Annotated in this window: 19 protein-coding genes and 1 tRNA gene; 11 read left to right on the plus strand and 9 right to left on the minus strand. The window is 66.1% G+C overall.

Going from position 1 to position 22258, the window contains the following annotated elements; all coding sequences use genetic code 11:
• The first annotated feature begins 42 nt into the window (after nt 1-42).
• From I6B53_RS11055 to I6B53_RS04375, 3 genes are all read left to right on the plus strand, one after another.
• Nucleotides 43-1383, plus strand: a complete 1341-nt coding sequence (locus I6B53_RS11055) for a M23 family metallopeptidase (RefSeq protein WP_253953965.1) — start codon at nt 43-45, stop codon at nt 1381-1383.
• Nucleotides 1383-2207, plus strand: a complete 825-nt coding sequence (locus I6B53_RS04370) for a glycerophosphodiester phosphodiesterase family protein (RefSeq protein WP_216765029.1) — start codon at nt 1383-1385, stop codon at nt 2205-2207. The genes I6B53_RS11055 and I6B53_RS04370 overlap by 1 nt, the downstream gene beginning before the upstream one ends.
• 147 nt (nt 2208-2354) lie before the next feature.
• Nucleotides 2355-3311: a CPBP family intramembrane glutamic endopeptidase gene (locus I6B53_RS04375; protein ID WP_253953966.1), complete on the plus strand. Its 957-nt coding sequence runs from the start codon at nt 2355-2357 to the stop codon at nt 3309-3311.
• A gap of 37 nt (nt 3312-3348) precedes the next feature.
• Here the strand turns inward: I6B53_RS04375 and I6B53_RS04380 are convergent, their stop codons facing one another.
• On the minus strand, nt 3349-4764 hold the full coding sequence (locus I6B53_RS04380; protein WP_216765030.1) for a sodium:proton antiporter: 1416 nt from the start codon (nt 4762-4764) through the stop codon (nt 3349-3351).
• Between the two features lie 112 nt (nt 4765-4876).
• Nucleotides 4877-5818 carry a DMT family transporter gene (locus I6B53_RS04385; protein ID WP_216765031.1) on the minus strand — a complete coding sequence of 314 codons (942 nt, stop codon included), beginning with the start codon at nt 5816-5818 and terminating at the stop codon, nt 4877-4879.
• 313 nt (nt 5819-6131) lie between these two features.
• On the opposite strand from I6B53_RS04385, the gene I6B53_RS04390 reads away from it, so the two are divergent.
• The 3 genes from I6B53_RS04390 to I6B53_RS04400 are packed head-to-tail and all read left to right on the plus strand — an operon-like array spanning nt 6132 to nt 7423.
• Nucleotides 6132-6782: a CPBP family intramembrane glutamic endopeptidase gene (locus I6B53_RS04390; RefSeq protein ID WP_216765032.1), complete on the plus strand. Its 651-nt coding sequence runs from the start codon at nt 6132-6134 to the stop codon at nt 6780-6782.
• A gap of 48 nt (nt 6783-6830) precedes the next feature.
• On the plus strand, nt 6831-7217 hold the full coding sequence (locus tag I6B53_RS04395; RefSeq protein ID WP_216765033.1) for a hypothetical protein: 387 nt from the start codon (nt 6831-6833) through the stop codon (nt 7215-7217).
• On the plus strand, nt 7217-7423 hold the full coding sequence (locus I6B53_RS04400) for a helix-turn-helix transcriptional regulator (protein ID WP_301554140.1): 207 nt from the start codon (nt 7217-7219) through the stop codon (nt 7421-7423). The genes I6B53_RS04395 and I6B53_RS04400 overlap by 1 nt, the downstream gene beginning before the upstream one ends.
• 114 nt (nt 7424-7537) lie before the next feature.
• Here I6B53_RS04400 and I6B53_RS04405 read toward each other — a convergent pair.
• Nucleotides 7538-7610 (minus strand) — tRNA-Arg (locus tag I6B53_RS04405).
• Nucleotides 7611-7736: 126 nt separating this feature from the next.
• Here I6B53_RS04405 and I6B53_RS04410 point away from each other — a divergent pair.
• Nucleotides 7737-8189: a ribose-5-phosphate isomerase gene (locus I6B53_RS04410; protein WP_216765034.1), complete on the plus strand. Its 453-nt coding sequence runs from the start codon at nt 7737-7739 to the stop codon at nt 8187-8189.
• Between the two features lie 73 nt (nt 8190-8262).
• Here the strand turns inward: I6B53_RS04410 and I6B53_RS04415 are convergent, their stop codons facing one another.
• The 6 genes from I6B53_RS04415 to I6B53_RS04440 all read right to left on the minus strand — a co-directional run bounded on the left by I6B53_RS04415 (nt 8263) and on the right by I6B53_RS04440 (nt 14480).
• Nucleotides 8263-9519, minus strand: a complete 1257-nt coding sequence (locus I6B53_RS04415) for an Nramp family divalent metal transporter (protein ID WP_216765035.1) — start codon at nt 9517-9519, stop codon at nt 8263-8265.
• A gap of 56 nt (nt 9520-9575) precedes the next feature.
• Complete coding sequence (locus tag I6B53_RS04420; protein ID WP_216765036.1) at nt 9576-10241, minus strand: hypothetical protein; 666 nt, start codon at nt 10239-10241, stop codon at nt 9576-9578.
• Nucleotides 10238-11290 carry a LacI family DNA-binding transcriptional regulator gene (locus I6B53_RS04425; protein WP_216765037.1) on the minus strand — a complete coding sequence of 351 codons (1053 nt, stop codon included), beginning with the start codon at nt 11288-11290 and terminating at the stop codon, nt 10238-10240. Before I6B53_RS04425 ends, I6B53_RS04420 begins: the two co-directional genes overlap by 4 nt.
• Before the next feature lie 32 nt (nt 11291-11322).
• Nucleotides 11323-12210, minus strand: coding sequence for a carbohydrate ABC transporter permease (locus tag I6B53_RS04430; protein ID WP_216765038.1), 888 nt, complete (start codon nt 12208-12210; stop codon nt 11323-11325).
• Nucleotides 12207-13052, minus strand: a complete 846-nt coding sequence (locus tag I6B53_RS04435) for a carbohydrate ABC transporter permease (protein WP_216765039.1) — start codon at nt 13050-13052, stop codon at nt 12207-12209. Before I6B53_RS04435 ends, I6B53_RS04430 begins: the two co-directional genes overlap by 4 nt.
• 87 nt (nt 13053-13139) lie before the next feature.
• Nucleotides 13140-14480, minus strand: a complete 1341-nt coding sequence (locus I6B53_RS04440; RefSeq protein ID WP_216765040.1) for an ABC transporter substrate-binding protein — start codon at nt 14478-14480, stop codon at nt 13140-13142.
• Between the two features lie 284 nt (nt 14481-14764).
• Here I6B53_RS04440 and argS point away from each other — a divergent pair, with 284 nt between their 5' ends.
• The 4 genes from argS (at nt 14765) to I6B53_RS11225 (ending at nt 22074) form a co-directional block, all read left to right on the plus strand.
• Nucleotides 14765-16444, plus strand: coding sequence for an arginine--tRNA ligase (gene argS / locus I6B53_RS04445; RefSeq protein WP_216765041.1), 1680 nt, complete (start codon nt 14765-14767; stop codon nt 16442-16444).
• 2 nt (nt 16445-16446) lie between these two features.
• Complete coding sequence (gene lysA / locus I6B53_RS04450) at nt 16447-17892, plus strand: diaminopimelate decarboxylase (protein ID WP_216765042.1); 1446 nt, start codon at nt 16447-16449, stop codon at nt 17890-17892.
• A gap of 129 nt (nt 17893-18021) precedes the next feature.
• Entirely contained in the window at nt 18022-19704 is a 1683-nt protein-coding gene (locus tag I6B53_RS04455; RefSeq protein WP_216765043.1) for a hypothetical protein, read from the plus strand.
• A gap of 165 nt (nt 19705-19869) precedes the next feature.
• Nucleotides 19870-22074, plus strand: a complete 2205-nt coding sequence (locus tag I6B53_RS11225) for a S8 family serine peptidase (RefSeq protein WP_216765044.1) — start codon at nt 19870-19872, stop codon at nt 22072-22074.
• Nucleotides 22075-22258: the final 184 nt, after the last annotated feature.

Consider the following 22258-nt stretch of genomic DNA (forward strand, 5'->3'; position numbering starts at 1 on the left):
GCGGTGCCAGAGTTGTCGGGCATCTTTGAAGGTCGTCTGATCATGGAGGAGCCGGTTTTGGCAGAGGAACGTCGCAGGTGCCCGCTGCCGAAGCGTCGGCAGATCCACTCGCCCGCCCCGAGCCTCACCTCAGAGCCCGCCCCCACTCCGCCTGCGCGCTCCCGCGCCGCCGCCGCACGTCAGCGCTTGGCCGCCCAGGAGGCCGCCGAAGCGGCACGTCAGCGAGTCGAAGCCCGTGAGGAGGCCCGCCCTCGGGTGACGACCGGCGCCCGGGTCACCTCTTCCCTGTCGGCAAAGGCCTGCACCACGAGCCCCTCGACGCGTGCGACGACCACAGTGGGTGCCGCCCATGCGACCTCGGCTCCTGTCATGGCCCCCACGGTGCCCGTGCCCGCCAAGGAGGTGCCTGTCGCCTCCGCGCCAGTGAAGCGATCCGCTCCGGTGCCCGCGCCGGTCAAGCGGGCGTCAGAATCCGGTGCATCCGAGCCGGTCGCCTCGAAGGTGGAGGCGAAGATCTCACAGGCCCCCACGCCTGCCGCGAAGTCCCCGACCCCCGCATTGCGCAGCCGTCGCACCGCCTCGACTGCCGGCAGCCGGAGCGCGGGCCGGCGCGGGGGCCGCCCTCGTCGTGAACCCGGTACTCGCAGGCGCGCCACCGTCAAGGGCGTCCTGCTGACCGCCTTGGCCGCCGTCACCGTCGCCACACCACTGAGCGGCATGCTCTCCCCGGCCTCGTCGATCGCACTGCCGGTGCGCGCCATCGGCACCCCGGTGGGAGGAAGCACGTGGGTGTCCGCCGCCGCAGGACTCACCGACGCCCACGCTCTGACCGAAGACCTCACCGCAGCCTCGCGGACCCGCGTGCGTTCCCCCTTGACCGTGTCGCAATGCGTCCCCGCCGCCGCTGCCGACGGCACCCGGACCCTGAACCAGGTTGCCGCACTGTACTGGCCGGTGGCCGAAGGAGCCTACGAGATCACCTCGCCCTACGGGCCGCGCATCTCGCCGATTTCCGGCCAGCTGCTCATGCACGAAGGCATCGACATGTCCGGTGCCATGGGCGAACCCCTGTACTCTGTGGCCGACGGCGTGGTCACGGAGGTGTCCGAGAACTCCCGCTCCGGCGCGCTGGTCGGCATCAAGCACGTGGGCCAGGACGGAGAGGTCTTCTACTCGTACTACCTGCACCAGTACATGGACAAGATCCTCGTCAAGCAGGGTGAAGAGGTCAAGGCCGGCCAGCACATCGGCGCCATCGGCTCCAACGGGTGGTCCACCGGCCCGCACCTGCACTTCGAGATCCACGATTCGGCCGACAAACACGTCGATCCCCAGGCCTGGATGATCGCCCACAAGGCCCAACACGTGGGAGGAGGCTGCTGATGTACCCGGTCACCGGCGTGCGTGGTCCCCTCGTCCTGGCCCACAGGGGCGGGGGAGACGAACACCCGGAGAACTCACCGGCGGCCTTCGCCGCCATGCGCGGGCTCGGGGTCCGTCACATCGAGACCGACGCCCACCTCAGCAAGGACGGAGTGGTGGTCGTCAACCACGACGCCACCGTCGAGCGCACCTATGACGGCAAGGGGGCCATCGGCGACCTCATGTGGTCCGAGCTGCGCGACCTCGTGGGCACCGACGGTGAACGCATGATGACCCTGTCCGAGGCCCTGCTGACGCACCCGGACATGTACTTCAACATCGACGCCAAAAGCGATGCGGTGGCCGAACCGCTTCTGCGCGTCATCGAGGACCACGACGCCTTCGATCGGGTCCTCGTCGCATCCTTCAGCGAGCGCCGCCTGGCACGTCTGCGTGCCCTGGCCGGGCCGATGCTCACCACCTCCATTGGCACCACCGCAGTGGCACTGCTGGTCGGGGCCGCCCAGACGGTCTCCGACGCCACTGCGTGGGGTGTGCCGGGTCCCAAGCAGGGAGTGCGCGCCGTGCAGGTTCCTGTGCGACAGGGATTCCTGCGGATCGTCGACCGGCGCTTCGTCGCCACCGCCCACCGGGCCGGCTTGGCAGTCCACGTGTGGACCGTCAACGACGAGGCCACCATGCGCGAACTCGTCGGCCTCGGAGTCGACGGCATCGTCACCGATCGACCGAGTCTGGCCAAGGACGTCCTGGTGGACATGGGGCTCTGGCGCGAAGTGCCGCCGCCCTCGCGCACGCCCTCGACGTGGACCGCGCCGAAGGACTGAATGGCGCCCGTCCGGGAACACCCGGATCCCTCCCCGAAAGAACCCCGGCCACCGGCCAAGCCTCTTCGCACTGTGCGCACATGTGCGAGGATCGTTACGCACTTCGGACAGACCCCGGCAATCAAGTCACTGGTACTAGGAGGAATCGTGGGCAGTGCGACATCACACGCCGAAAGGGACCGGTCATGGGTGGGCAAGCCGTGGGAGCCGCCCTCGTCCCACCCGGATGGACGCGTTGACAGGATTCAGCGCTGGCGCGGATGGCAGCTGCTGGCCTCCTTTGCCCTCCTCATCGCCGCCCAAGTCATGGGCATCGCCCCCTACTACGCCCTCAAGGGCATCAGGCCCGACGATCCCCTTCTGGCCGCCACCGTCTTCCTGCTGAGCGCTGTGGTGGCCGCCGCCGTTTCCGTCGGCGGTCATGCGCTGATCGTCAAGCATCTCGGTGGGCGGCCCGGCACGGGCTTGGCCGGGCCCGGGAAACTGCGCGAGTTCGGGGCGGGGCTGGGCATGGGCTTCGCGCTGATGACTTTCATGTTCGCAGTGCTGTGGATCCTTGGGGTCTACCGTGTGCACGACATCGGATGGAACCCGGGCATCGTCTCCGGCTTGGCGATCGGCATCGCCGCAGGATTCAACGAGGAAGTCTTCTTCCGCGGCAACCTGCTGAGAATCCTGGACGATTGGATCGGCTCCTGGGGCGCGCTGGCCGTCACGGCGCTCTTCTTCGGTGTCGCCCACATCTTCAACCCGGGCGCCTCGCTCTTCACCAGCCTCGCCTTGGTCCTGGAGGCGGGCATTCTCCTGGGAGCCACCTACTTGCTCACGCGCAGACTGTGGCTGGTGATCGGTCTGCACATCGCATGGAACACCACCATGGCCTCGCTCTTCGGCGGAGTGGTCTCTGGTGCAACCAACGAAGGGGGCCTTTTGACGTCGAGCCTGGAAGGGCCGCAGTGGCTCACCGGTGGGGCAATGGGAGTCGAAGGCTCCGTGGTGGCCATCGCGGTGGCGGGTCTCCTCGGCCTGGTCATCCTCGTCCTGGCGGTGCGCAAGGGCCGGATGCTGCCGCCGACCTGGTACCACGGCGCCGCACGGGAGTGAAGACGGCCGTGGGGTCCGACCTCGGTGCGAACCGGGGTCAGAGCTGCGTGCGAGCCAAGGAGTTGTCCTCCAGCTGGCGGGCCCGGACGATGCGGATGACGGCGAGCAGGGCGATCGCGGCGGCCAGCACCCACCCCATGATGTGTGCCCACCAGATCTCGGCGACGAAGATCAGAGCCATCGAGGCCAGGACCGGCACCAGCAGCAAGAAAGCGTCGACGACATAGCGTCCGAAGGACGGCATCTCGACGCCGTCGGATTCGGCGACCGATTTGACCATGAAGTTCGGGCCATTGCCGATGTAGGTGATCGCCCCGCAGAAGACCGCGCCCAGTGAAATGGGAACCAGGAAGTGCTCCGGGACTCCCGCCACCAGGGTTTGTCCGGGTTGGGCCAGCACCTTGGCCATCTCGAAGAAGGTGAGGTAGGTCGGGGCGTTGTCCAGGACGGAGGACAATCCGCCGGTGAAGATGAAGAAGGTCACCCGGTTCAAGGGCAGGGACGGGGCGACCTGCTCCAGGAAGCGCAGCGCCGGGGCCATCGTGGCGAAGATGCCGATGAACAGGACGGCGACCTCGGTGATCGGCGTCCACGTGAAGGCGTTGTCTTCGAAGCGCACCTTCTTCGAGCCCAGGAAGTACGAGGCCGCAGCGATGGAGACCATGGCGATCTCACGGAAGGGAACCAGGGCCAGACCGTGCGCGTGGCCTGCGGCGACCTCGTGGGCGTCCACGGAAGGGATGAAGGCCACGGAGGCGACGATCGCCGCGAAGAAGACAAGGTTGAGTTTGCCGTCCAGGCGCAGGGGAGTGATCTCGGTACGGTCCGCGATGACGGCGCGCTGCGGCTCGGAGGCGTGGTACGTCGAGTCCAGCGAATAGTAGGTGAGCAGTAGCAGGACCAGCACGAAGAGCCATTCGACCCACAGGTTGAAGGTCCAGGTGAAGGGCACTCCCTTGAGGAAGCCGAGGAAGAGCGGCGGGTCGCCCAAAGGAGTGAGCAGCCCTCCGCAGTTGGCCACGATGAAGATCGTGAACAAGACGGTGTGCAGCCGGTGGGTGCGTTCTCGGTTGGTGGCCAGGATCGGGCGGATCAGCAGCATCGCCGCGCCTGTGGTGCCGACGAAACTGGCGAGGAGACCTCCGACGGCCAGGAAGATCGTGTTGTTGCGTGGGGTCGCTTCGATGTCGCCGGCCAGGTGGATGCCGCCTGAGACCACGAAGAGGGACAGGAGCAGGCAGATGAATTGGATGTAGTCGATCCCCGTGGACACCAGCGGTTCAGATCCTGCGAAGAGGAACAGCCAGATGGAGGTGGGGATCGCCAGGCCCAGGGCGACCAGGAGTTGACTGGATGTCTTCTCCCACCAGTGGGTTGCGCCCGAGATCGGCAGGATCGCGATTGCCGCGAGCATGAGGACGAAGGGGATGAGCGACCACCAGGGATATGTCACGAGGAGTCCTTGCCTGTGTCGAGGGCGGGTGCGTTCCGTTCCGCACGCATTGCTTCCACTTTACGTGGCGGTGAGGTGCCGTGTGGGTGCTCCATGTGCAGTTGCCGTCCTCTCACTGGGCACGGGTGGCCTCGTCATGGGGCCCGGGGGAGGAGGGCGCCAGGGTGAGGATCCCTAGGACCAGGGCGAACAGCGCCACAGCGGTCCACGCGAGTGGCGTCAACCTTTCGCCGACGACGACGATGGCCAGTAGCGCAGCCACCGCCGGTTCGACCAGGGTGATGACGGTGGCCGTGGAGGCGCGGATCTTGGACAGTCCGTAGCCGAAGAGGACGTAGGCGGCGAACATGGGGACGAGGGCGGTGTAGGCCGCGACGCAGAAGGCCCGCGCCGAGGCGAGCAGCGGTGCGCCTGTCAGGAGCAGGACCGGAAGGAGCATGAGGCCGCCCAGACCGAAGACGGAACCCATTGCGGCGGTGCGCGGGACGGCGTCGAGCATGAGGCGTTGGGCCGCCCACGAGTAGGCCGCGTACGTTCCGCCGGATACGAGGGCGAGTGCCAATCCGATGACGGTGTGTGTGGGTGCGGTGGCGGATGCTCCGAGATTCGAGATGGCCAGCAGTGCGGAGGCGAGGATTCCGATGCCGGCGGCGAGCAGCCATGCCGCTCCCAGGCGGTGTCGGTCGACGACTGCTTCGAGGATGCCTGCCAGGACGGGGGCCGAGGCGATCGCGACCACGGTTCCGATGGCGACTCCGGCCATGTCGACCGCCGCATAGAAGGCCAGTGGGTGGATGGCCACCATGAGTGCCCCGAAGAGGATGGTCCCCATGTGTCGGCGCAGGTGGGGGAGTCCCTGGCGGATGGTTTTCGCGCCGAGCAGGCCTTGGAGCAAGCCGCCGATTCCCAGCGAGGCCGCGCCGATGGACAAGGGGCCGACCTCCGGTGCGAAGGTGGCTGCGGTTCCCAGGGTGCCCCAGATCGCCGCAGTGACGAGGACGGCAAGGATGCCGAGCAGTCGATCTCGGGAGCGTCGAGGCGTGGGGTGGTTCATCCCCGGATACTAACCTTCCCTTCCTCTGGTCCGACTTGAGCTCTGGTGCGCTGAGATTCGTCGCTCTGACCGTGAAGGAGGAATCTCACGGATCGGCGGAGGAATCTCGCGAGATGACGGACGAATCTCGCGGATGGGGGATGAGCTGTGGTGTCAAGGGTGCTGAACATTGATGTCAAGGTGGCTTGACTTGGATGTCAAGGACCCTGTACATTCATGGGCATGGAAACGACAACTTCTCCCCTTGACCAGCAAACCTCCGCCTCCCCCGCCGCCGTCCGTCCACACCCCGTGGGGCCGCATTGCGCTGGCGATGTCGCTCCGCCTGGTGCCCCTCCTGGCCGCCGGAGCCGCCCTGCTGGCCACCCACCAGTCACTCATCTGGACCAACCTGGCCGTCATCGCCGTCGACATCCTCACCTTGGTCGTCCTTGCCCGCCTCATGCGCGCAGAAGGAAAGCGCCTGGTGGACCTCTACCGGCCCTTCGCCCTGAAAGACATCGCCTGGGGCCTGCTGTGCTTCGTCATCGTGTGGGTCGCCTGGCTGCCCGCCACCTTCATCGGCAACCTCGTCGCCCACCACGGAGCCCCGCCCGCCCCCACAAGTTCCATGCCCGAGGTGCCGCTGTGGCTCGGCATCCTTGCCCTGACCGTCATGCCCATGACCATTGCTGTGGCAGAAGAAGGCCTCTATCGCGGCTACCTGCAGTCCCGTGTGGCCGGGCGCCTGTCGCTGGTGCCGTCAATCCTTCTGGTCAGCCTGGTCTTCGGTCTGCAGCACATCGGGTTCACCGTCGGCGACCCGCATGCCACCCTTGCCAAGGTCATCACGACATTCCTGGCCGGACTGGTCTTCTCGGGCCTCATGGTCTGGCATCGCACCACCTCCCCCTTGGTCATTGCACACTGGCTGTTCGACCTGCTCGGCCTGGGGCTGCCCGTCTTCTTCCTCGCACTGTCCTGACCGGGGCACCCACGGCCTTCGCGCCCGACACAAGAAAGGAACACTCCAATGCAGACTCCGGAGCCGCCCACCCGCCGCTACCTCGCCCGCATGGGCGCCGCCACTGGCGCCTACGTGTCGCTGCTCACCGCCGCACTTGCCCTGTCCCGTCTCCTGCCCGGAGCGTGGGCATCGTGCACCCTGGTCCTCGTCCTGCCCGCCGTCCCCCTGTTCGTCCGGGCCGTCCGACTGCTGTGGGCAGAATCCGACGAGTTCGCCCGCACACAGATGCAAGAGGCCATGGCCCTCGGATTCTGCATCGGCGCCCCGATCCTGTGCACCGCGGGCCTGCTGGAGATCGTCGCCAAGATCCATGTGCCCTTCATCGCCTCATTCGGGATCGTCATGGTCGCATGGGCCATGGGTGCCGCCATCAGCGCGAGGAAGTACCGCTGATGAAGAACAAGGTCAAGGAGCTGCGCACCGAAGCCAGACTCACCCAGGCCGAACTGGGAGCGCGACTGGGAGTTTCCCGTCAGACGGTCATCGCCATTGAAACCGGCAAGTACGACCCCTCGCTCGCACTGGCCTTCACCATCGCCCGAGAATTCGCCTTGAGCATCGAAGAGGTCTTCGACCCCGAACTGCCAAGCGCTGACTGAGCGGCATGCCATCCGATGGAATCCGGAACTTGAGGCACCTGGCTCCCCGCAAGGAAGCAGGAGCCCTCCTCATCGGCACTGCCGAAGGAAGGAAGCCCCCGGACTTCCCATGTGTGCCCCGAACAGGATTCGAACCTGCGACCTTTCGCTCCGGAGGCGAACGCTCTATCCACTGAGCCATCGGGGCCGACGAATGAACAGTCTAACAGCCCCCGACCGGCCCGCTCGCGGGCCAGTGGCCCCACAAAGCCCCGCGTGAGGGATGACATACTTGCGCTCGTACCACTGTTGCTGCACTTGGGAGGAAGACCTCATGCGCGTTCACATCGGCACTGACCACGCCGGCTTCGAACTCAAGAACACTGTCGTCGAGCACCTGCGTGCACAGGGCCACGAGGTCGTCGACCACGGTGCTCACGTCCACGACGCCTTGGACGACTACCCGCCCTTCTGCATCGAAGCGGCCGAGGCCGTCGTCGCCGAGCCCGGTTCTCTCGGCATCGTCATCGGAGGCTCCGGCAATGGTGAACAGATGGCCGCCAACTGCGTCAAGGGCGTGCGCGCCGCCCTCGTGTGGAACGAGGCCACCGCCGCCTTGGCCCGCGAGCACAACGACGCGAATGTCGTGGCCGTGGGAGGACGTCAGCACAGCGTCGAGGAAGCCATCCGCCTCATCGACATCTTCCTGGCCACCCCCTTCTCGGGTGACCAGCGCCACCAGCGCCGCATCGACCTCATGCGCGCCTACGAGGACTCCAGGAACTGAGCCCGGATCCACCCCGCACCCGAATCCGCGTCCTGACAGCATTCGGGTGCGGGGTTCCTCATGAGGAGTCGGCTCAGGCGCCGCCGGTCAGGGTCAGCCAGACGAGGAGCAGGTTGAGGGCGACGATGAGGGCCGTCACGGCCCAGCCCGCCACTCGGGTGACCGTCGCGTTGACGTACTCGCCCATGAGGGCCCGGTCCTCGGTCAGGCGCACCAGCGGGATGACGGCCATCGGGATGCCGAAGGAGAGAAGCACCTGCGACAGGACCAGCGCCCATGTGGGTTCGGCTCCCATGGCCAGGATGGCCAGGGCGGGGGCCAAGGTGACCAGACGCCTCACCAGCAAGGGCACCTTCACATGCAGCAGCCCCTTCATGATCTCCGAGCCCGCGTAGGCGCCCACGGAGGTGGAGGCCAGACCCGAGGCCAGCAGACCCACGGCGAAGACTGCACCCACTCCGCCGCCCAGGGCCGCAGTGATCGCCGCATGGGCGCCCTCGATGGTGTCCGTGCCCTCCACGCCCTGCAGGGCCGAGGCCGCGAGCAGGAGCAGGCCGATGTTGACCATTCCGGCCAACGACAGTGCCCACGTGACGTCGATGCGCGTGGCGCGCAGCAGGCGCCGAATGTGGCCCGGCCCTGCGGCCTCGTCGTCCCGCCCGTGCCGGTCGTTGACCAGTGAGGAGTGCAGGTAGACCGCGTGGGGCATGACCGTGGCCCCCAGCATGGAGGCGGCGACCAGGACCGAGTCGGTGCCGGCGAATCGGGGAATCATGCCTGCGGCCACTTCGCCCCACTGTGGTGGTGCTACGACCAGGCCGGTGAGGAAGCCGACGGTGATGACCAGGAGCAGGGCGATGATCGCCCACTCGAAGACGCGTTGACGGCCGCGGCCCTGCAGGGCCAGGAGGAGCATCGACACCGAGCCGATGATGGCGCCTCCCCACAGCAGTGGGATGCCGAAGAGCAGGTTGAGGGCTAGAGCTCCGCCGATGACTTCGGCCAGGTCGGTGGCGGCGGCGACCAGTTCCGCCTGCGCCCAGAAGAGCAGGCGGGGGATGCGGGGCAGGTGCTCGCCGAGGAGCTGGGGCAGTGAGCGTCCGGTGACCAGACCAAGTTTGGCCGAGAGGTACTGGACGAGCATGGCCGCAGCATTCGAGGCGACGAGGACCCACACGAGCAGGTAGCCGTAGCGGGCGCCTGCGGTGACATTCGCGGCGACATTGCCGGGGTCGACATAGGCGATGGCGGCCACGAAGGCGGGACCGAGCAGGGGGAGGAGCCTGCCTTTGGTGGCTCTGCTCGATTTGGCGGCGGCGGGGGTGCTCATCGTGCCTCGTTCGGGAGGACCTTTCGGACAACAGGAAGATTACTCCTTCCGCGCCTTCACTCATCCGCCTCAGGGGGAATGTCGGGAGCCACCCGAAGCCTGGCCGCGAGGACGCCCGCATACGCCCCGAAGCTGATGCCGATGGACAGGTACCAGAAGATCACCCAGGCAGCCCATTGCAGGGAGGCGAGGGCGGCGACCAGTGGCGCGACCAGCACCAGGCACGCGCCCACCGAACGCGGCAGGGAGGCAACCGACAGGAGCAATGCGTGTGCCAGCAAAGTGGGCACGTCACCCACACCAGTCACCACGCCGTCCATGACGCGAGCCGCCAGAATCGGCCAGAGCCACACGTGAGTCAGTGCCAGGACAAAGGCGACGAAGAGGATGAGGGCGCGGGCCAGGATCTGCATGGTGAGGGAGGCGAGTGCCCCCACCACGAGCCACTCCCATCCGAGGAGGAGGGCCAGGGCGCCCTCGCCGATTGCGAGGAGGACGGCCGGAAGGACCACTGGCGAACGAAGGCGGGAAAGCGCGGCTCCAAGGCGCCCGGGGCCGCCCCTGACCAGGTCGAGTCCGACGAGAGAACACAGGAGCTGGCCCGGACCTGCGCCGATGACGGTGAACGTGGACACGAAGGCCACCGCATTGGCCGCAACCAAGGACCCCGTCCACGACAAAAGGGAGTGGATCCGCGAATCGGGTCCCAGGCCGCCGCTCATCGAGCCGCCTTCCGGGTCGAGTCGCGAACGGGGCCGGTGGTGCCCCGCAGGAGGAGCTCGGCCGGCAGATCCACGTGACGCGGAGCGCCTCCCCGCATGCGTTCGAGCAGCAGGTCGCAGGTGGCCGAGGCCAGATCGACGGCAGGCTGGCGCATGGTCGACAGGGGAGGGTGCATGTAGTCGCCGAAGGGCAGGCCGTCAAAGCCCATGACGGAAATGTCCTCGGGCACACGCAGCCCCGCCTCCCTGATCGCCCGCATCGCCCCCAGCGCCATGATGTCCGCGACGGCGAAGATCGCCGTGACATCATGACGCTCGCGCAGCAGGCGGGCGGTCAGTCGGTAGCCGTACTCCATCGAAAAGGGGGTGGAGAATGGGGAAGAGGAGTCCAAGTCCTCGGCAAGGACCAGTGTGGGATCGACGGGCACACCGGCGCGAGCCAGCGCCTGCATGCACCCCTGGACGCGAGGGGCCCCGATGGACTGGTCACCCGGCATCACCCCGAGAACCGCGATTCGGCGGTGGCCAAGTGCCACCAGGGCCTCGGCGGCTCGCCCGGATTCCAGGCGGTCATCAACGCTCACCGAGGAATAGGCCTGTTCCGGAACGTGTTCGAGGTGCCTCACCGTTGACAGGACGAAAGGCACGCGGATCCTGTCGAAGACGTCTTCCTCGTGAGCGAATCTGCCTCCGAGGAAGATGATGCCGGCCATGAGGTCCTCATCGACGAGTTTGGCGGCCTCGTCGACTTCGTCTGCCCAGTGGGGAACCTTGGCGACGGTGAGCAGATGCTCGCTCTGGCGTGCACGCTGCTCAATGACGTCCACCATCATCTGGAAGAAGGGGTTGCCCACGCCTTTGATCATCAGGGCGATGGCCCGAGAGCTTCCGAGTTTGAGCATCCGGGCATGGCGGTTGGGGCGATAGTCCAAGCGACGGGCCACCGCCAGGACCTTCTCGCGGGTCTCGGCAGAGACCTCGGGCTCCCCGTTCAGGGCGCGCGACACGGTCACCAGCGCGACTTCCGCTTCGCGCGCGATGTCCTTCATGGTCGGACGCCCTGAACGGGAACGCACCTCAATCACCCCTTCACGGCCCCTGCGACGACGCCTTCGATGATGTACTTCTGACTGGCCAGGTAGAAGACGATGATGGGCACGATCGCCAGGACCAACATGGCCATGAGAGCCCCCATGTCATTGGAACCGTAGGAGCCGACCAGCTGCTGGACCACCACGGGGATGGTCTTGTACGGCGTGGACAACCCGATGACGAGGTAGGGCAGCAGGTAGTCGTTCCACACCCACATGGCGTTGAGGATCGCCACCGTGATCATCACGGGCTTGAGCATGGGCATGACCACCCGGAAGTAGTTCTGCACGGGCCCGCATCCGTCGATCATCGAGGCCTCTTCGATCTCCAGGGGGATCGACTTGACGAAGCCGGAGAAGACGAAGACCGACAGTCCCGAGCCGAATCCTAGGTAGAGCACGACCATGCCCAGTGGGTTGTCGAGGTTGAGGATGTCGGCGATCTTGACGGTCGGGAACATGACCATCTGGAAGGGCACCACCATCGAGAAGACGAACAGCAGGTACAGGGCGCTGGTCCAGCGGCTCTTCACGCGGGTGATGTAGTAGGCGGTCATCGCGCAGAAGAAGACGATGACGACCACCGACAGGATCGTGATGAGGAAGGACCATCCCATCGCGGTGAAGAATCCGGTGGCCTGCAATCCGTTGAGGTAGTTGTCGGCTCCGACGAAGTAGTCGCCGAGCGGCAGGGCGAAGGGCTGGTCGGAGATGAAGAAGCGTCCCTTGAAGGAGTTCATGAGGATGAACATCAGGGGGCCCAGGAACACCAGGGTGAGGGCGACGAGGACGACGTGCAGGAGGATCTTTGCCCCTGCCCCGCCGGTGCTCGGTCCGGAAACCTGTGCCGTGGTGCGGGTGGGTGCTGCGGTGCTCATGCCTCGACCTCCTTGGAACGGGTGGAACGCAGCTGGATGAAGGCGATGGCCGAGACCAGCAGGAAGAAGACGACGGCCTTGGCCTGACCGACCCCTTCGAATCCCGAACGGGCGAAGAAGGTGTTGACGATGTTCAGGGCCGCCATCTCCGTCTCGGCCAAGGGGGCGCCGTTGGTCAATGCGAGGTTCTGGTCGAAGAGCTTGAAGGAGCCGCTCAGGGTCAGGAAGGTGCAGATGGTGATGGAGGGCATGACCATCGGGATGGTGACGTTGCGCAGGGTCTGCCACTTTCCGGCGCCGTCGATCTGTGCTGCCTCGATGAGTTCCTTGGGCACGGATTGCAGGCCGGCGATGTAGATGATCATCATGTATCCGACCATTTGCCAGTTGATGAGGACGACCAGGCCGATGAAGCCGTGGAGGGAGTCGGTGACCAGTGTCGTGTTCCAGTGGAGCAGGACCGCGTTGATGATCGTCTGCCACGTGTAGCCCAGGACGATGCCGCCGATGAGATTGGGCATGAAGAAGACGGTCCGGTAGAAGTTGGTGCCCTTGAGTTTGCGGGTGAGGGCGTAGGCGATGGCGAAGGCGAAGATGTTGACGCTGACCACCGAGACAATGGTGACCAAGGCGGTGAAGCCGATGGCGCGGACGAAGCCTTGTTCCTCGGTGAAGGCGTCGATGTAGTTGCTGATCCCGATGAAGGTGGCGTCGGTGACCGTGGTGAACTGGCACAACGAGAGGTACAGGCCGATGGCGAAGGGGACGAGGAATGCGATGAGGAATGCGATCAGAGTTGGGCCGACGAACACCGGGCCGAACCTGCGAAGACTCTTGAGCACGGGGTATTTCTCCTGACGAGGTCGGGGATGGGGCCGGCGCCCGGTGCACGCACCGGGCGCCGGCTGGTCAGTGCAGGTCCGCCGGGATCAGGCGCCCTTTTCCGACTTCCAGGTCTTGACGAAGGTCTCGACGACCTTGTTCCACTCCATCTTGCCGACGGCGTACTGGGACAGGGCCGCGCCGAAGTCCTCCTTGAACTTCTGGCTGGGGAAGGTGGTGAAGACCCACGGAACCGACTTGAGCTCCTTGTCCGACATGTAGCGCACGACCTCCTTGGCCAGCGGGTCGGTCGGCTGCTCGGCTTCGGTGAAGGTGTTGAAGGGGGTGATGAAGCCAAGGTCCTCGACCATGTGCTTCTTGCCCTTCTCGGAGGTCACCAGCCACGTGACGAAGTCGATGGAGGCCTTCTGGTCCGCCGCCGAGGCCTTGGAGTTGACCGAGAAGAAGTTCTCGGTGCCGATGTTGATGCCCTGGGTCTTCTCGTCCTTGGCGCCGGTGTAGATCGGCATCATCTTCACGTCTTCGGGCTTGACGGTGTTGCCCGGGATCTCGGAGACCTGGCCGTAGGCCCAGTTCCCGTTCTGGACCATTGCGGCTTGGCCCAGGGCGAATTCGGCCATGGAGTCGGTGACTGCCTTGGAGGGGGCCAGGCTCGGGTCGATGGTGGAGTTCTTCAGGTACAGGTCGAAGATGTTCTTGAACTCCTGGTTGTGGCTGAAGGTCAGGTCCTTCATGTCATCGACCTTGTTGTCCTGGTACTCGAAGTGGACGGGCAGGTCTGCCAGGTGGGTCTGCCAGCGCCAGTCCTCGCCGGGCTTGAGAGAGGTCGAGGCGAAGACGCCCTTGATGCCCAGTGCGTCCTTCTTGGACTGCATGTCTTCGACGACGGACTTGAGGGTGGCGAAGTCCTTGATCTCGTCGATGGATGTGGCCTTCGCACCGGACATGGCGAAGTACTTGTCCATGATCGCCTTGTTGTAGATGATGCCGTAGCCCTCGACGACGTAGGGGACCCCGTAGACCTTGTCGTCTTCGCCCACGGCCATGGTCGGGTCGAGCAGTGCCTTGTTGAACTCCGTGCCCGACAGGTCCGCCAAGTAGTCCTTCCACAGACGCATGCCCACCGGACCGTTGATCTGGAACAGTGTCGGTGCGTCGGACTTTGCCAGCTCGGACTTGAGGGTCTGCTGGTAGGTGCCCTGTGCCGCGGTGACGACGCGGACATCGACGCCGGTTTCGGCGCTGTATTCCTTGGCGATCTCCTGCCAGGTGGCATCCGACTCGGGTTTGAAGTTCAGGTAGTAGACCTTGCCCTTGCCGTCCGCGCTGCCCGACTGGCCGCCGGCGTCGCTGGAGCAGCCTGCGAGCAGGGCGATGGCGGTCAGACCGGCAAGGGTCGTCGCGGTGATTCTGGTGAACCTGGACATCTGTTCGTTCTCCTTCGAACTGGGATGCGGTGTCTCCGGGGTCTCCTGGCTCCGGAGCCCTGCCGCTCCGTGAGCCCGACAAGTGGCTGCTGCGCTGCGACAGGAAACGTTTCCGTTCGGCAGTGAGTCTAACGCCCCGGTGATGGCCACCACAGGTCCTTGGGCATCTGGCGAGTATCGATCTGGTCACGAAGACTCTGGAGGCCGGTGGTCGCGTGCCCGGTGCGCGCCCGCCCCGCCGACGCAGGTGGCCCGCGCCAGCACGAGGGGCCTACCCTTTGAGGGTGACTCCAGAAGAACTCGCCGAACTCATCCGCTCCGCCCTCGTCGAAGCCGCCGCCACCGGCACCCTGCCCCTGGCCGAAGCCGATCTTCCCGACACCGTCAAGGTCGAGCGACCCCGCAACCGCGACCACGGCGACTGGGCCACCAACGTCGCCATGCAGCTCGGCAAGAAGGCCGGAATGGCCCCCCGCGACTTCGCCGTGGCCCTCACCGCCCTGCTGCGCGGCAAGGACGGAATCGACGAGGTCGAGGTCGCCGGCCCCGGCTTCATCAACATCCGCCTGGGTGCCGCCTCCGCGGGAGAACTCGCGCGGACAATCGTCGAGGCCGGCCCCGCCTACGGCGCCAACTCCTCCATGGCCGGAACCCACGTCAACCTCGAGTACGTCTCGGCCAACCCGACCGGCCCCGTCCACTTGGGCGGCGCGCGCTGGGCGGCCGTCGGCGACTCACTGGCACGCCTCATGGTGGCCTGCGGCGCGCAGGTCACCCGCGAGTACTACTTCAACGACCACGGCAGCCAGATCGACCGCTTCGCCCGTTCGCTGCTGGCCCGCGCCTGCGGCCAGGAGGCCCCCGAGGACGGCTACGGCGGCCAGTACATTGCCGACATCGCCGCCCAGGTGCGTGCCGACGCCGCGGCCGCCGGTGAGCCCGACCCGGTGACCCTTGACCAGGACGCCGCAGTCGAAGCCTTTCGGGCTCGTGGCGTGGAACTCATGTTCACCGAGATCAAACAGCGCCTGGCCTCTTTCCGCAGCGAATTCGACGTCTTCTTCCACGAGGACTCCCTGCACGCCTCGGGCGCCGTGGCCCGCGCCATCGACGTCCTGCGTGAGCGCGGAGAGGTCTTCGACCAGGACGGCGCCGTGTGGCTGCGCACCACCACCTACGGCGACGACAAGGACCGGGTCCTCATCAAGTCCGACGGACAGGCCGCCTACTTCGCCGGAGACGTCGCCTACTACTTGGACAAGCGCCGGCGCGGGGCCGACGCCGCGATCTACCTGCTGGGAGCGGACCACCACGGCTACATCGGTCGCATGATGGCAATGTGCGAGGCCTTCGGTGACACGCCGGGCGTCAACATGCAGATCCTCATCGGTCAGATGGTCAACCTCGTCAAGGACGGGGCTCCTGTGCGCATGTCCAAGCGTGCCGGCACCATCGTCACCCTGGACGACCTCGTCGACGCCGTCGGGGTGGACGCCGCCCGCTACGCCCTGGTGCGCGTGTCCATGGACTCCAACCTGGACATCGACCTGGACCTGCTGTCCTCGCACACCAATGAGAACCCCGTCTACTACGTCCAGTACGCGCACGCCCGCACATGCAATGTGGCCCGCAACGCCGGCGAACACGGGGTCGCCCGAGAGGCGGGCTTCGACCCGGCCGCCCTGGACACCCCGGCCGACGCCGAGCTTTTGGGGGCACTGGCCCAGTTCCCCGCCCAGATCGCCCAGGCCGCCCAGCTGCGCGAACCCCACCGAGTCGCTCGCTACTTGGAGTCCCTGGCCGCCGCCTATCACACGTGGTACGGCCAGTGCCGTGTCACCCCCCGCGGGGACGACCCGGTCGAGGCCGGTCACGTGGCCCGCCTGTGGCTCAACGACGCGGTCACCACCGTGCTGCGCACAGGCCTGGCGCTGCTGGGCGTGGACGCCCCCGAGAGGATGTGAGCGTGGAGTCCACCGACCTGGACCACGTGCCCGTCGGCGACCTGGTCTGCCCCGAACCCGACGAGCGGCCCGACATCTGGCCGTGGACCGCCACCAGGGACGAGGACGGGGTCCTGCGCCTGGGTGGTGTGGCCGCCACGGACCTGGCCCGCGACCACGCCACCCCGATCTTCGTCATGGACCGCGCCGACCTGCGCGGACGCGCCACCGTGTGGGCCACCACCATGGCCGAGGAGTTCTGGGAGGGCTACGGCATGGCCGGCGGCGACGCCTTCTACGCCGGCAAGGCGTTCCTGTGTGCGGATGTGGTGCGCACCGTGACCGAAGCCGGAATGGGGGTCGACACCGCATCCCTTGGGGAACTCACCCTGGCACTGCGAGCCGGCGCCGCGCCCTCGAAGGTGGGCCTGCACGGCAACAACAAACTGGATGCGGAGATCGAATTGGCCCTGTCCGCCGGAAACGGTCAGGGCATCGAACGCATCTTCGTCGACTCCCTGCCCGAGGTCGCCCAGATCGAAGGAATCGCCGCCGCCAAGGGCGTCGTGGCCCGGGTGATGATCCGCATCAAGACCGGAGTGCACGCCGGCGGCAACTCCTACATCTCCACCGGCCACGAGGACCAGAAGTTCGGCGTGGGTGCCTTCGACGGCCAACTGGACCAGGTCGTGGACGCCATCAAGGCCAGCCCCCACCTGGAGCTGCGTGGCCTGCACAGTCACATCGGCTCACAGATCCAGGGCAGCGCGGGTTTCGTCGAAGCCGCCGGGATCGTCATGGACGTCCTGGCGAAGGTCAGCGCCCAGGTCGGCGCCCCCCTGCGGGAGATCGACCTGGGTGGGGGAGTGGGCGTGGCCCACACCGGCGCGGATCCGGTCCCCACTTCTCCGGCCGAGGTCATCCGCGAGGTCGCCCGCGTCATCCGCGACAAGGCTGACGCACTGGGCATCCCCGTGCCGAGGGTCTCGGTCGAGCCCGGCCGCAGCGTCGTGGGACCGACCACCGTCACCCTGTACCGTGTCGGCGCCGTCAAGGACGCGATCCTGGGCGAGGACTTGAAGAGGCGCCGTTACGTTGCCGTTGACGGAGGCATGGCGGACAACATTCGCCCGGCCCTGTACGGGGCCCGCTACACCGCGACTTTGGCCAACCGCGTCTCCGAAGCGCCCTTGGTGCGCTCACGGGTGGTCGGCAAGCACTGTGAGAGCGGGGACGTGGTCGTGTGGGACGTGGACCTGCCCTGTGACGTCACCGCCGGTGATCTGCTGGTCGTGCCGGTGACCGGCGCCTACGGGTACTCGATGGCCTCGAACTACAACATGCTCACCAAGCCCGGTGTCGTGGCTGTGGAGGACGGCCGCACCCAGTGGATCGTGCGCCCGCAGACCGTTGAGGACCTGCTGGCCTTGGATGCGGGCCTGGACGCGGGGCCGTCGGGTCGGGGTTGAGGTCCGGGGGTGCGTGTGGCCCCAGAATCGACCGGAGGGAGACCTCTTGTGGCCTCCACTGCAGGTGCTGTGCACTGAGTCTGCGCCACAGACTGCACGTCCATTTCAGATGTGTGCGAGTATTGTCGCGTGAGCGATCTGGATCATCAGAGTACGGATCAAGGGCCTGGAAATCCCGAAGCCACACATTCACGTGGAAGGCGCGATCGTAGCATTTCGGTGACGGCGGATGAAGAAGTGAAGGCCGCTCGCTCCGGTTCCCGGTATGTGTGGAGTGCACTGGTTGCCACCATCGTGTTCTCGCACCTGACCTCTGTTGTGCTGGTGTCTCTGATGGCTCCTGGGGACGTTGACATTTCTCAGTCGTCCTTCGCGGAGGACTTGGTCAAGACCCTGACAACTCGGCTCGATCGAATTCTTGAGTGGGATGACTTCTCACAGGTGACGTCGTTGTTGGCCTTCGTCGCCGCAATGATCTTCCCGCTGGGTGCCGCTCTGAACCAGTGCATTGATCGCCTGAGGGGACTTTGGTACGCGGTTGACCAAGAGCCCGGCCTGCGCCGGCGCAACGCAAATTGGGGTGAGATGGGGTCGCTGCGGCTCCTTGTTCTCATGCTCCTGTTGGTGCATGTCGTTGTTTCGGCACTCCCGTTGGTGGCGTTCTATGGGGTCGCCCTGCACTCGGGGCCTCGAATCCTTGCAGCCCTTTCGCTGGTGCTTGCGATGAGCTGCCTGATCCAGGTGGTGCGCCTGTTGGTGAGTTACTGGACATTCAGTGACTTCGAGGTTGCCCTCTCGCTTCCGGAGCACAGATCTCGCGTGCAATCGTTGCATGATCGTGATTCGAAATGGCCGAAGTGGATTTCTGGAATTCTCCTCGTAGTCGCCATCTGCGTGGGAGCATGTCCCATTCTTTGCGCTGCGCAAGGGGCGAATCCGTGGTCGCAGTTCCCCGTGCTCGTGTTCGCCTCGTGGCCGGTTGTCATCAACTCCTGGCGCCATGCGACGATCTTGACCTCAAGGCGCTCTTTGCTGGTGAACCTACTCTTCTACGATCTGCCTGGACTCTTCGTTGCGGCGGTGATACTGATCGCCCTCGAAATCAGTTTCGATCATGGAAAGGAGGGCAACTGTCAATTGTCCACCTGGGTGTTTGGAATGGCCGGACTGTTGCTCACTCTTGCCGTGATCCTGCGTGATGCGCGACTTGCCGGGTACCTTGGCGGGGCAGGAGACCTGGGATGCCTGCTTGTCGAAGACCACAGGAACAGGCGGGCAGTGAGCGGTTGGCAAAAGGCGTGGGCGATTGCCTTCTGTGCAGGAGTCATTCTCCTGGTGTGCGGCCCCTGGATTCTTGTCGGCGATGTCGGCCTGTCATTCGTGAGCCTCTTGGCTGTGTCCGCGGGCCTGCGTGCGGCGTATGTGACATTACGTGCAGGTTTTTGCGCCGTCATGAGCTCGTCGTTTGCAGGTGTCGGAATCCTCGTCTCCATGCTCGTGCTGCTGGTGGGCCGTGCGGCCACGAGTGAAAGCTTCGGCCCAGCGGTCATCAGCTTGGTCGGAGTCCTGATCGTCCTGGTTTTCGGCTGGGGACCATTGCTCACCCCGCGCTGGCCGTGGTTGAAGAGGTGCCCCCTCGATCTCTTGGCGGCATGGGGCCGCGAAGCTGATCTGGCCGCTCTGGACCGAGGGCTCAAAGAACGCGGAGACACCCTCGACGACCTCGTGAAGCGCCTGGAGGAGGGAGTCTGCGAGGGGCGACCGGTGGCTTGCTGGGCGCCGCCCCGCTCGGCACGCACAGGGGCGAAGTAGGTGCTCGGGGCCGGCAGTGGGCGCACAGCGGATCCTCATGCGTTGCCGTGTCTCACATCACGGGAAGTTCTGCGTCTGATCAGGAGCTTCGACAAAGCTTGATGGAAGTGGTCCGCTCGAACGAGTGTGGACCACGCCGATCCACATCGACAACGTGAGAGGAACATGATGCGTCCACGAGGTTTCAGTGCCCAATTGGTGGGTGCGGCCGCACTGGCGGCCGCACTGCTGGTTCCAGCCGCCGCCATCGCCCCTGCGGCCAGTGCGGCCGATGCCACCGAGCAGGCCATCGTGTCCGCGGACATCACCACGCAGAGCGGCGGCGTGGAGAAAGGGGTTCCGCGCAACTACGCGGTGAACCTGGCCCTTGAGGCCAGTGACGCGCAGTTCGCCGACCTCGTCACCCGGGCCGAAGGACTTGGCGGCGTGGTGCTGGAGAAGTACCCGCAATTGCGTTCCTTCTTCGTCCAGGCGTCCTCCGGAGACTTCGCCGGCAAACTCAACAATGCGGCTGCAGGTGTCGGAATCCCCGTGACCTCCATCGGCCCGACCCGTCAAGCGCCTGTCTCCGGGGCGGAGATCGTCGTGGCCGACGCGGACCAGAGCGCAATCGCTCGCGCACGCCTGGGCGCCTCTGCCCTGGAGTCGCAGCTGGACGAGGCCGACTCCGCCGCCCCCGACCCCTTCACCGGATGGGACCAGGTGGCCATCGGGGCCGTGGAAGCCCAGAGCGTCGACGTGCCACTGGAGAAAGCAGTCGTGGGCGTCCTCGACTCCGGAGTCGACGGGACCCATGAGGACCTCGTGGGACAGATCGACGAGGCACTGTCGGTCGGCTGCCAGCGCAATGGCGTGCCCGACACCTCCTGGAATGCCTGGCAGGACGACAACGGCCACGGCACCCACGTGGCCGGCACGATCGCAGCTGCACACAATGGCATCGGCATTGACGGCGTGGCGCCCACGAATGTGACCATCGCCGCGGTCAAGGTGTCGAACGTCAACGGCCTCTTCTACCCCGAATACACGGTGTGCGGCTTCGTGTGGGCCGCTGACCATGGCTTCGACGTGACCAACAACTCCTACTACGTCGACCCGTGGATGTACTGGCTGCCCACCGAACCCACTCAGGCAGCGGGCCTTGAGGTGGTCACCCGCGCCGTCGAACACGCCCACGGCAAGGGAGTGGTCAACGTGGCCGCCGCAGGCAACGCCGACCATGACAATGACAACCCGACCCTGGACTCCTCGAGCCCCAATGACATGGGCAGTGCAGGTGCCATCAAGGACCGCAACGTGGAAGGCGGGGTCGACATCCCGACCATGATCCCCTCGGTGGTGTCCACCTCCGCAGTGCAGCCGGCCGAATGGAAGCCGCCGTACGACAACGCTCCGCTGGTGCGCGCAAGCTTTTCCAACTACGGCGCGAAGAACGTCGACATCGCCGCCCCCGGGCGCCGAGTGGCATCGACCTACCCCAAGGCGGTCGCTCAGGCCCAAGGTCTTCCCACCCCGTATGCGGCGCTCAGCGGAACGTCAATGGCAGCGCCTCACGTCGCCGGTGTTGCCGCCCTGATCAAGGGCATCCACCCCAATGCCACGGCCGACCAGGTCATCGAAGTGCTGAAGAAGCACGCGGCCGAACACTACGACCGCCTGCAGCCCTCGGAGACCAACGGAGTCTTCAAGGAATACCGGGGAGCGGGCCTGGTCAACGCCCTGTCCGCAGTGCTCAAGGACCAGCCCAAGCCCACCATCGGCACCGTCGAGTACTCGACGGACGGCAAGACCTGGGCACCTCTTGAGGGCGCCTCGGTCCCCACGACGATCTCCATTCGTGTCGGCCTCACCGGACCGGTGACAGCGGCGACCCTGGACGTGGACGGCCTGGCCACCGCCGAAGCACAGGCCAGTGGAGCATTTGACGGTTCGGTGGAGCTCAAGGCCGCATCGGTTGACCTCTCGACCCGCGCGGCACAGACCTCAGGTGACGGTGTGCGCGCCGCCGGCCCTGCGGTGACCGTCAAGGTCAGCGCCCAAGGCCGCAACAAGGATGCGCGTGCCGATGACGACGTGAGTGCCTCGGTGGCCTTCACCGTCCGCACGGCACCCACGCCTACGCCCAATGATCCTTCCAAGCCCACGCCGGCCGACCCGGGAAAGCCCGCGCCGGCCGACCCGACCAAGCCTTCACCGTCCGCGCCGGGCAGTGACGTCGTCACGGTCTCGGCCGAGTCCGCACAGGCCGGTGACCTGGCCAGGACGGGCGCCCCGCTGACGAATGTCCTCCTCGGCGCCTTCGCTCTGGTGGTCATTGGCGGTGTGGCGGTGCTGTTCGCATCGCGTCGCATTCGCCGCAGCCAGGACTGAGCGGCAGGTCACCTTGGAAGACTCCCGGTGACTGAACACACGAGCGGATCCGGGGTGCCCACCAGGGTGCCCCGGATCCGTGTGCCCCCATCGTCCGCCCAACCATGGCCGGGCGAAAAGGCCGGGCAGGGGATGGCTGCTCCGCCCTGGGTACCGGGCGTACCGGAGAGTTTCGACTTCCCGC

This window comes from Schaalia sp. 19OD2882 (assembly GCF_018986735.1).
Classification (GTDB): domain Bacteria; phylum Actinomycetota; class Actinomycetes; order Actinomycetales; family Actinomycetaceae; genus Pauljensenia.

Bases quoted from the DNA above. Each gene is read 5' to 3' on its own strand.
- I6B53_RS04395 (WP_216765033.1), top strand. From the start codon at position 6,831: ATGCAGACTCCGGAGCCGCCCACCCGCCGCTACCTCGCCCGCATGGGC.
- I6B53_RS04415 (WP_216765035.1), bottom strand. From the start codon at position 9,519: ATGAGCACCCCCGCCGCCGCCAAATCGAGCAGAGCCACCAAAGGCAGG.
- I6B53_RS04390 (WP_216765032.1), top strand. From the start codon at position 6,132: ATGTCGCTCCGCCTGGTGCCCCTCCTGGCCGCCGGAGCCGCCCTGCTG.
- I6B53_RS04430 (WP_216765038.1), bottom strand. From the start codon at position 12,210: ATGAGCACCGCAGCACCCACCCGCACCACGGCACAGGTTTCCGGACCG.
- I6B53_RS04385 (WP_216765031.1), bottom strand. From the start codon at position 5,818: ATGAACCACCCCACGCCTCGACGCTCCCGAGATCGACTGCTCGGCATC.
- I6B53_RS04400 (WP_301554140.1), top strand. From the start codon at position 7,217: ATGAAGAACAAGGTCAAGGAGCTGCGCACCGAAGCCAGACTCACCCAG.
- I6B53_RS04420 (WP_216765036.1), bottom strand. From the start codon at position 10,241: ATGAGCGGCGGCCTGGGACCCGATTCGCGGATCCACTCCCTTTTGTCG.
- I6B53_RS04440 (WP_216765040.1), bottom strand. From the start codon at position 14,480: ATGTCCAGGTTCACCAGAATCACCGCGACGACCCTTGCCGGTCTGACC.
- I6B53_RS11055 (WP_253953965.1), top strand. From the start codon at position 43: ATGGAGGAGCCGGTTTTGGCAGAGGAACGTCGCAGGTGCCCGCTGCCG.
- I6B53_RS04370 (WP_216765029.1), top strand. From the start codon at position 1,383: ATGTACCCGGTCACCGGCGTGCGTGGTCCCCTCGTCCTGGCCCACAGG.
- I6B53_RS11225 (WP_216765044.1), top strand. From the start codon at position 19,870: ATGATGCGTCCACGAGGTTTCAGTGCCCAATTGGTGGGTGCGGCCGCA.
- I6B53_RS04410 (WP_216765034.1), top strand. From the start codon at position 7,737: ATGCGCGTTCACATCGGCACTGACCACGCCGGCTTCGAACTCAAGAAC.
- I6B53_RS04425 (WP_216765037.1), bottom strand. From the start codon at position 11,290: ATGAAGGACATCGCGCGCGAAGCGGAAGTCGCGCTGGTGACCGTGTCG.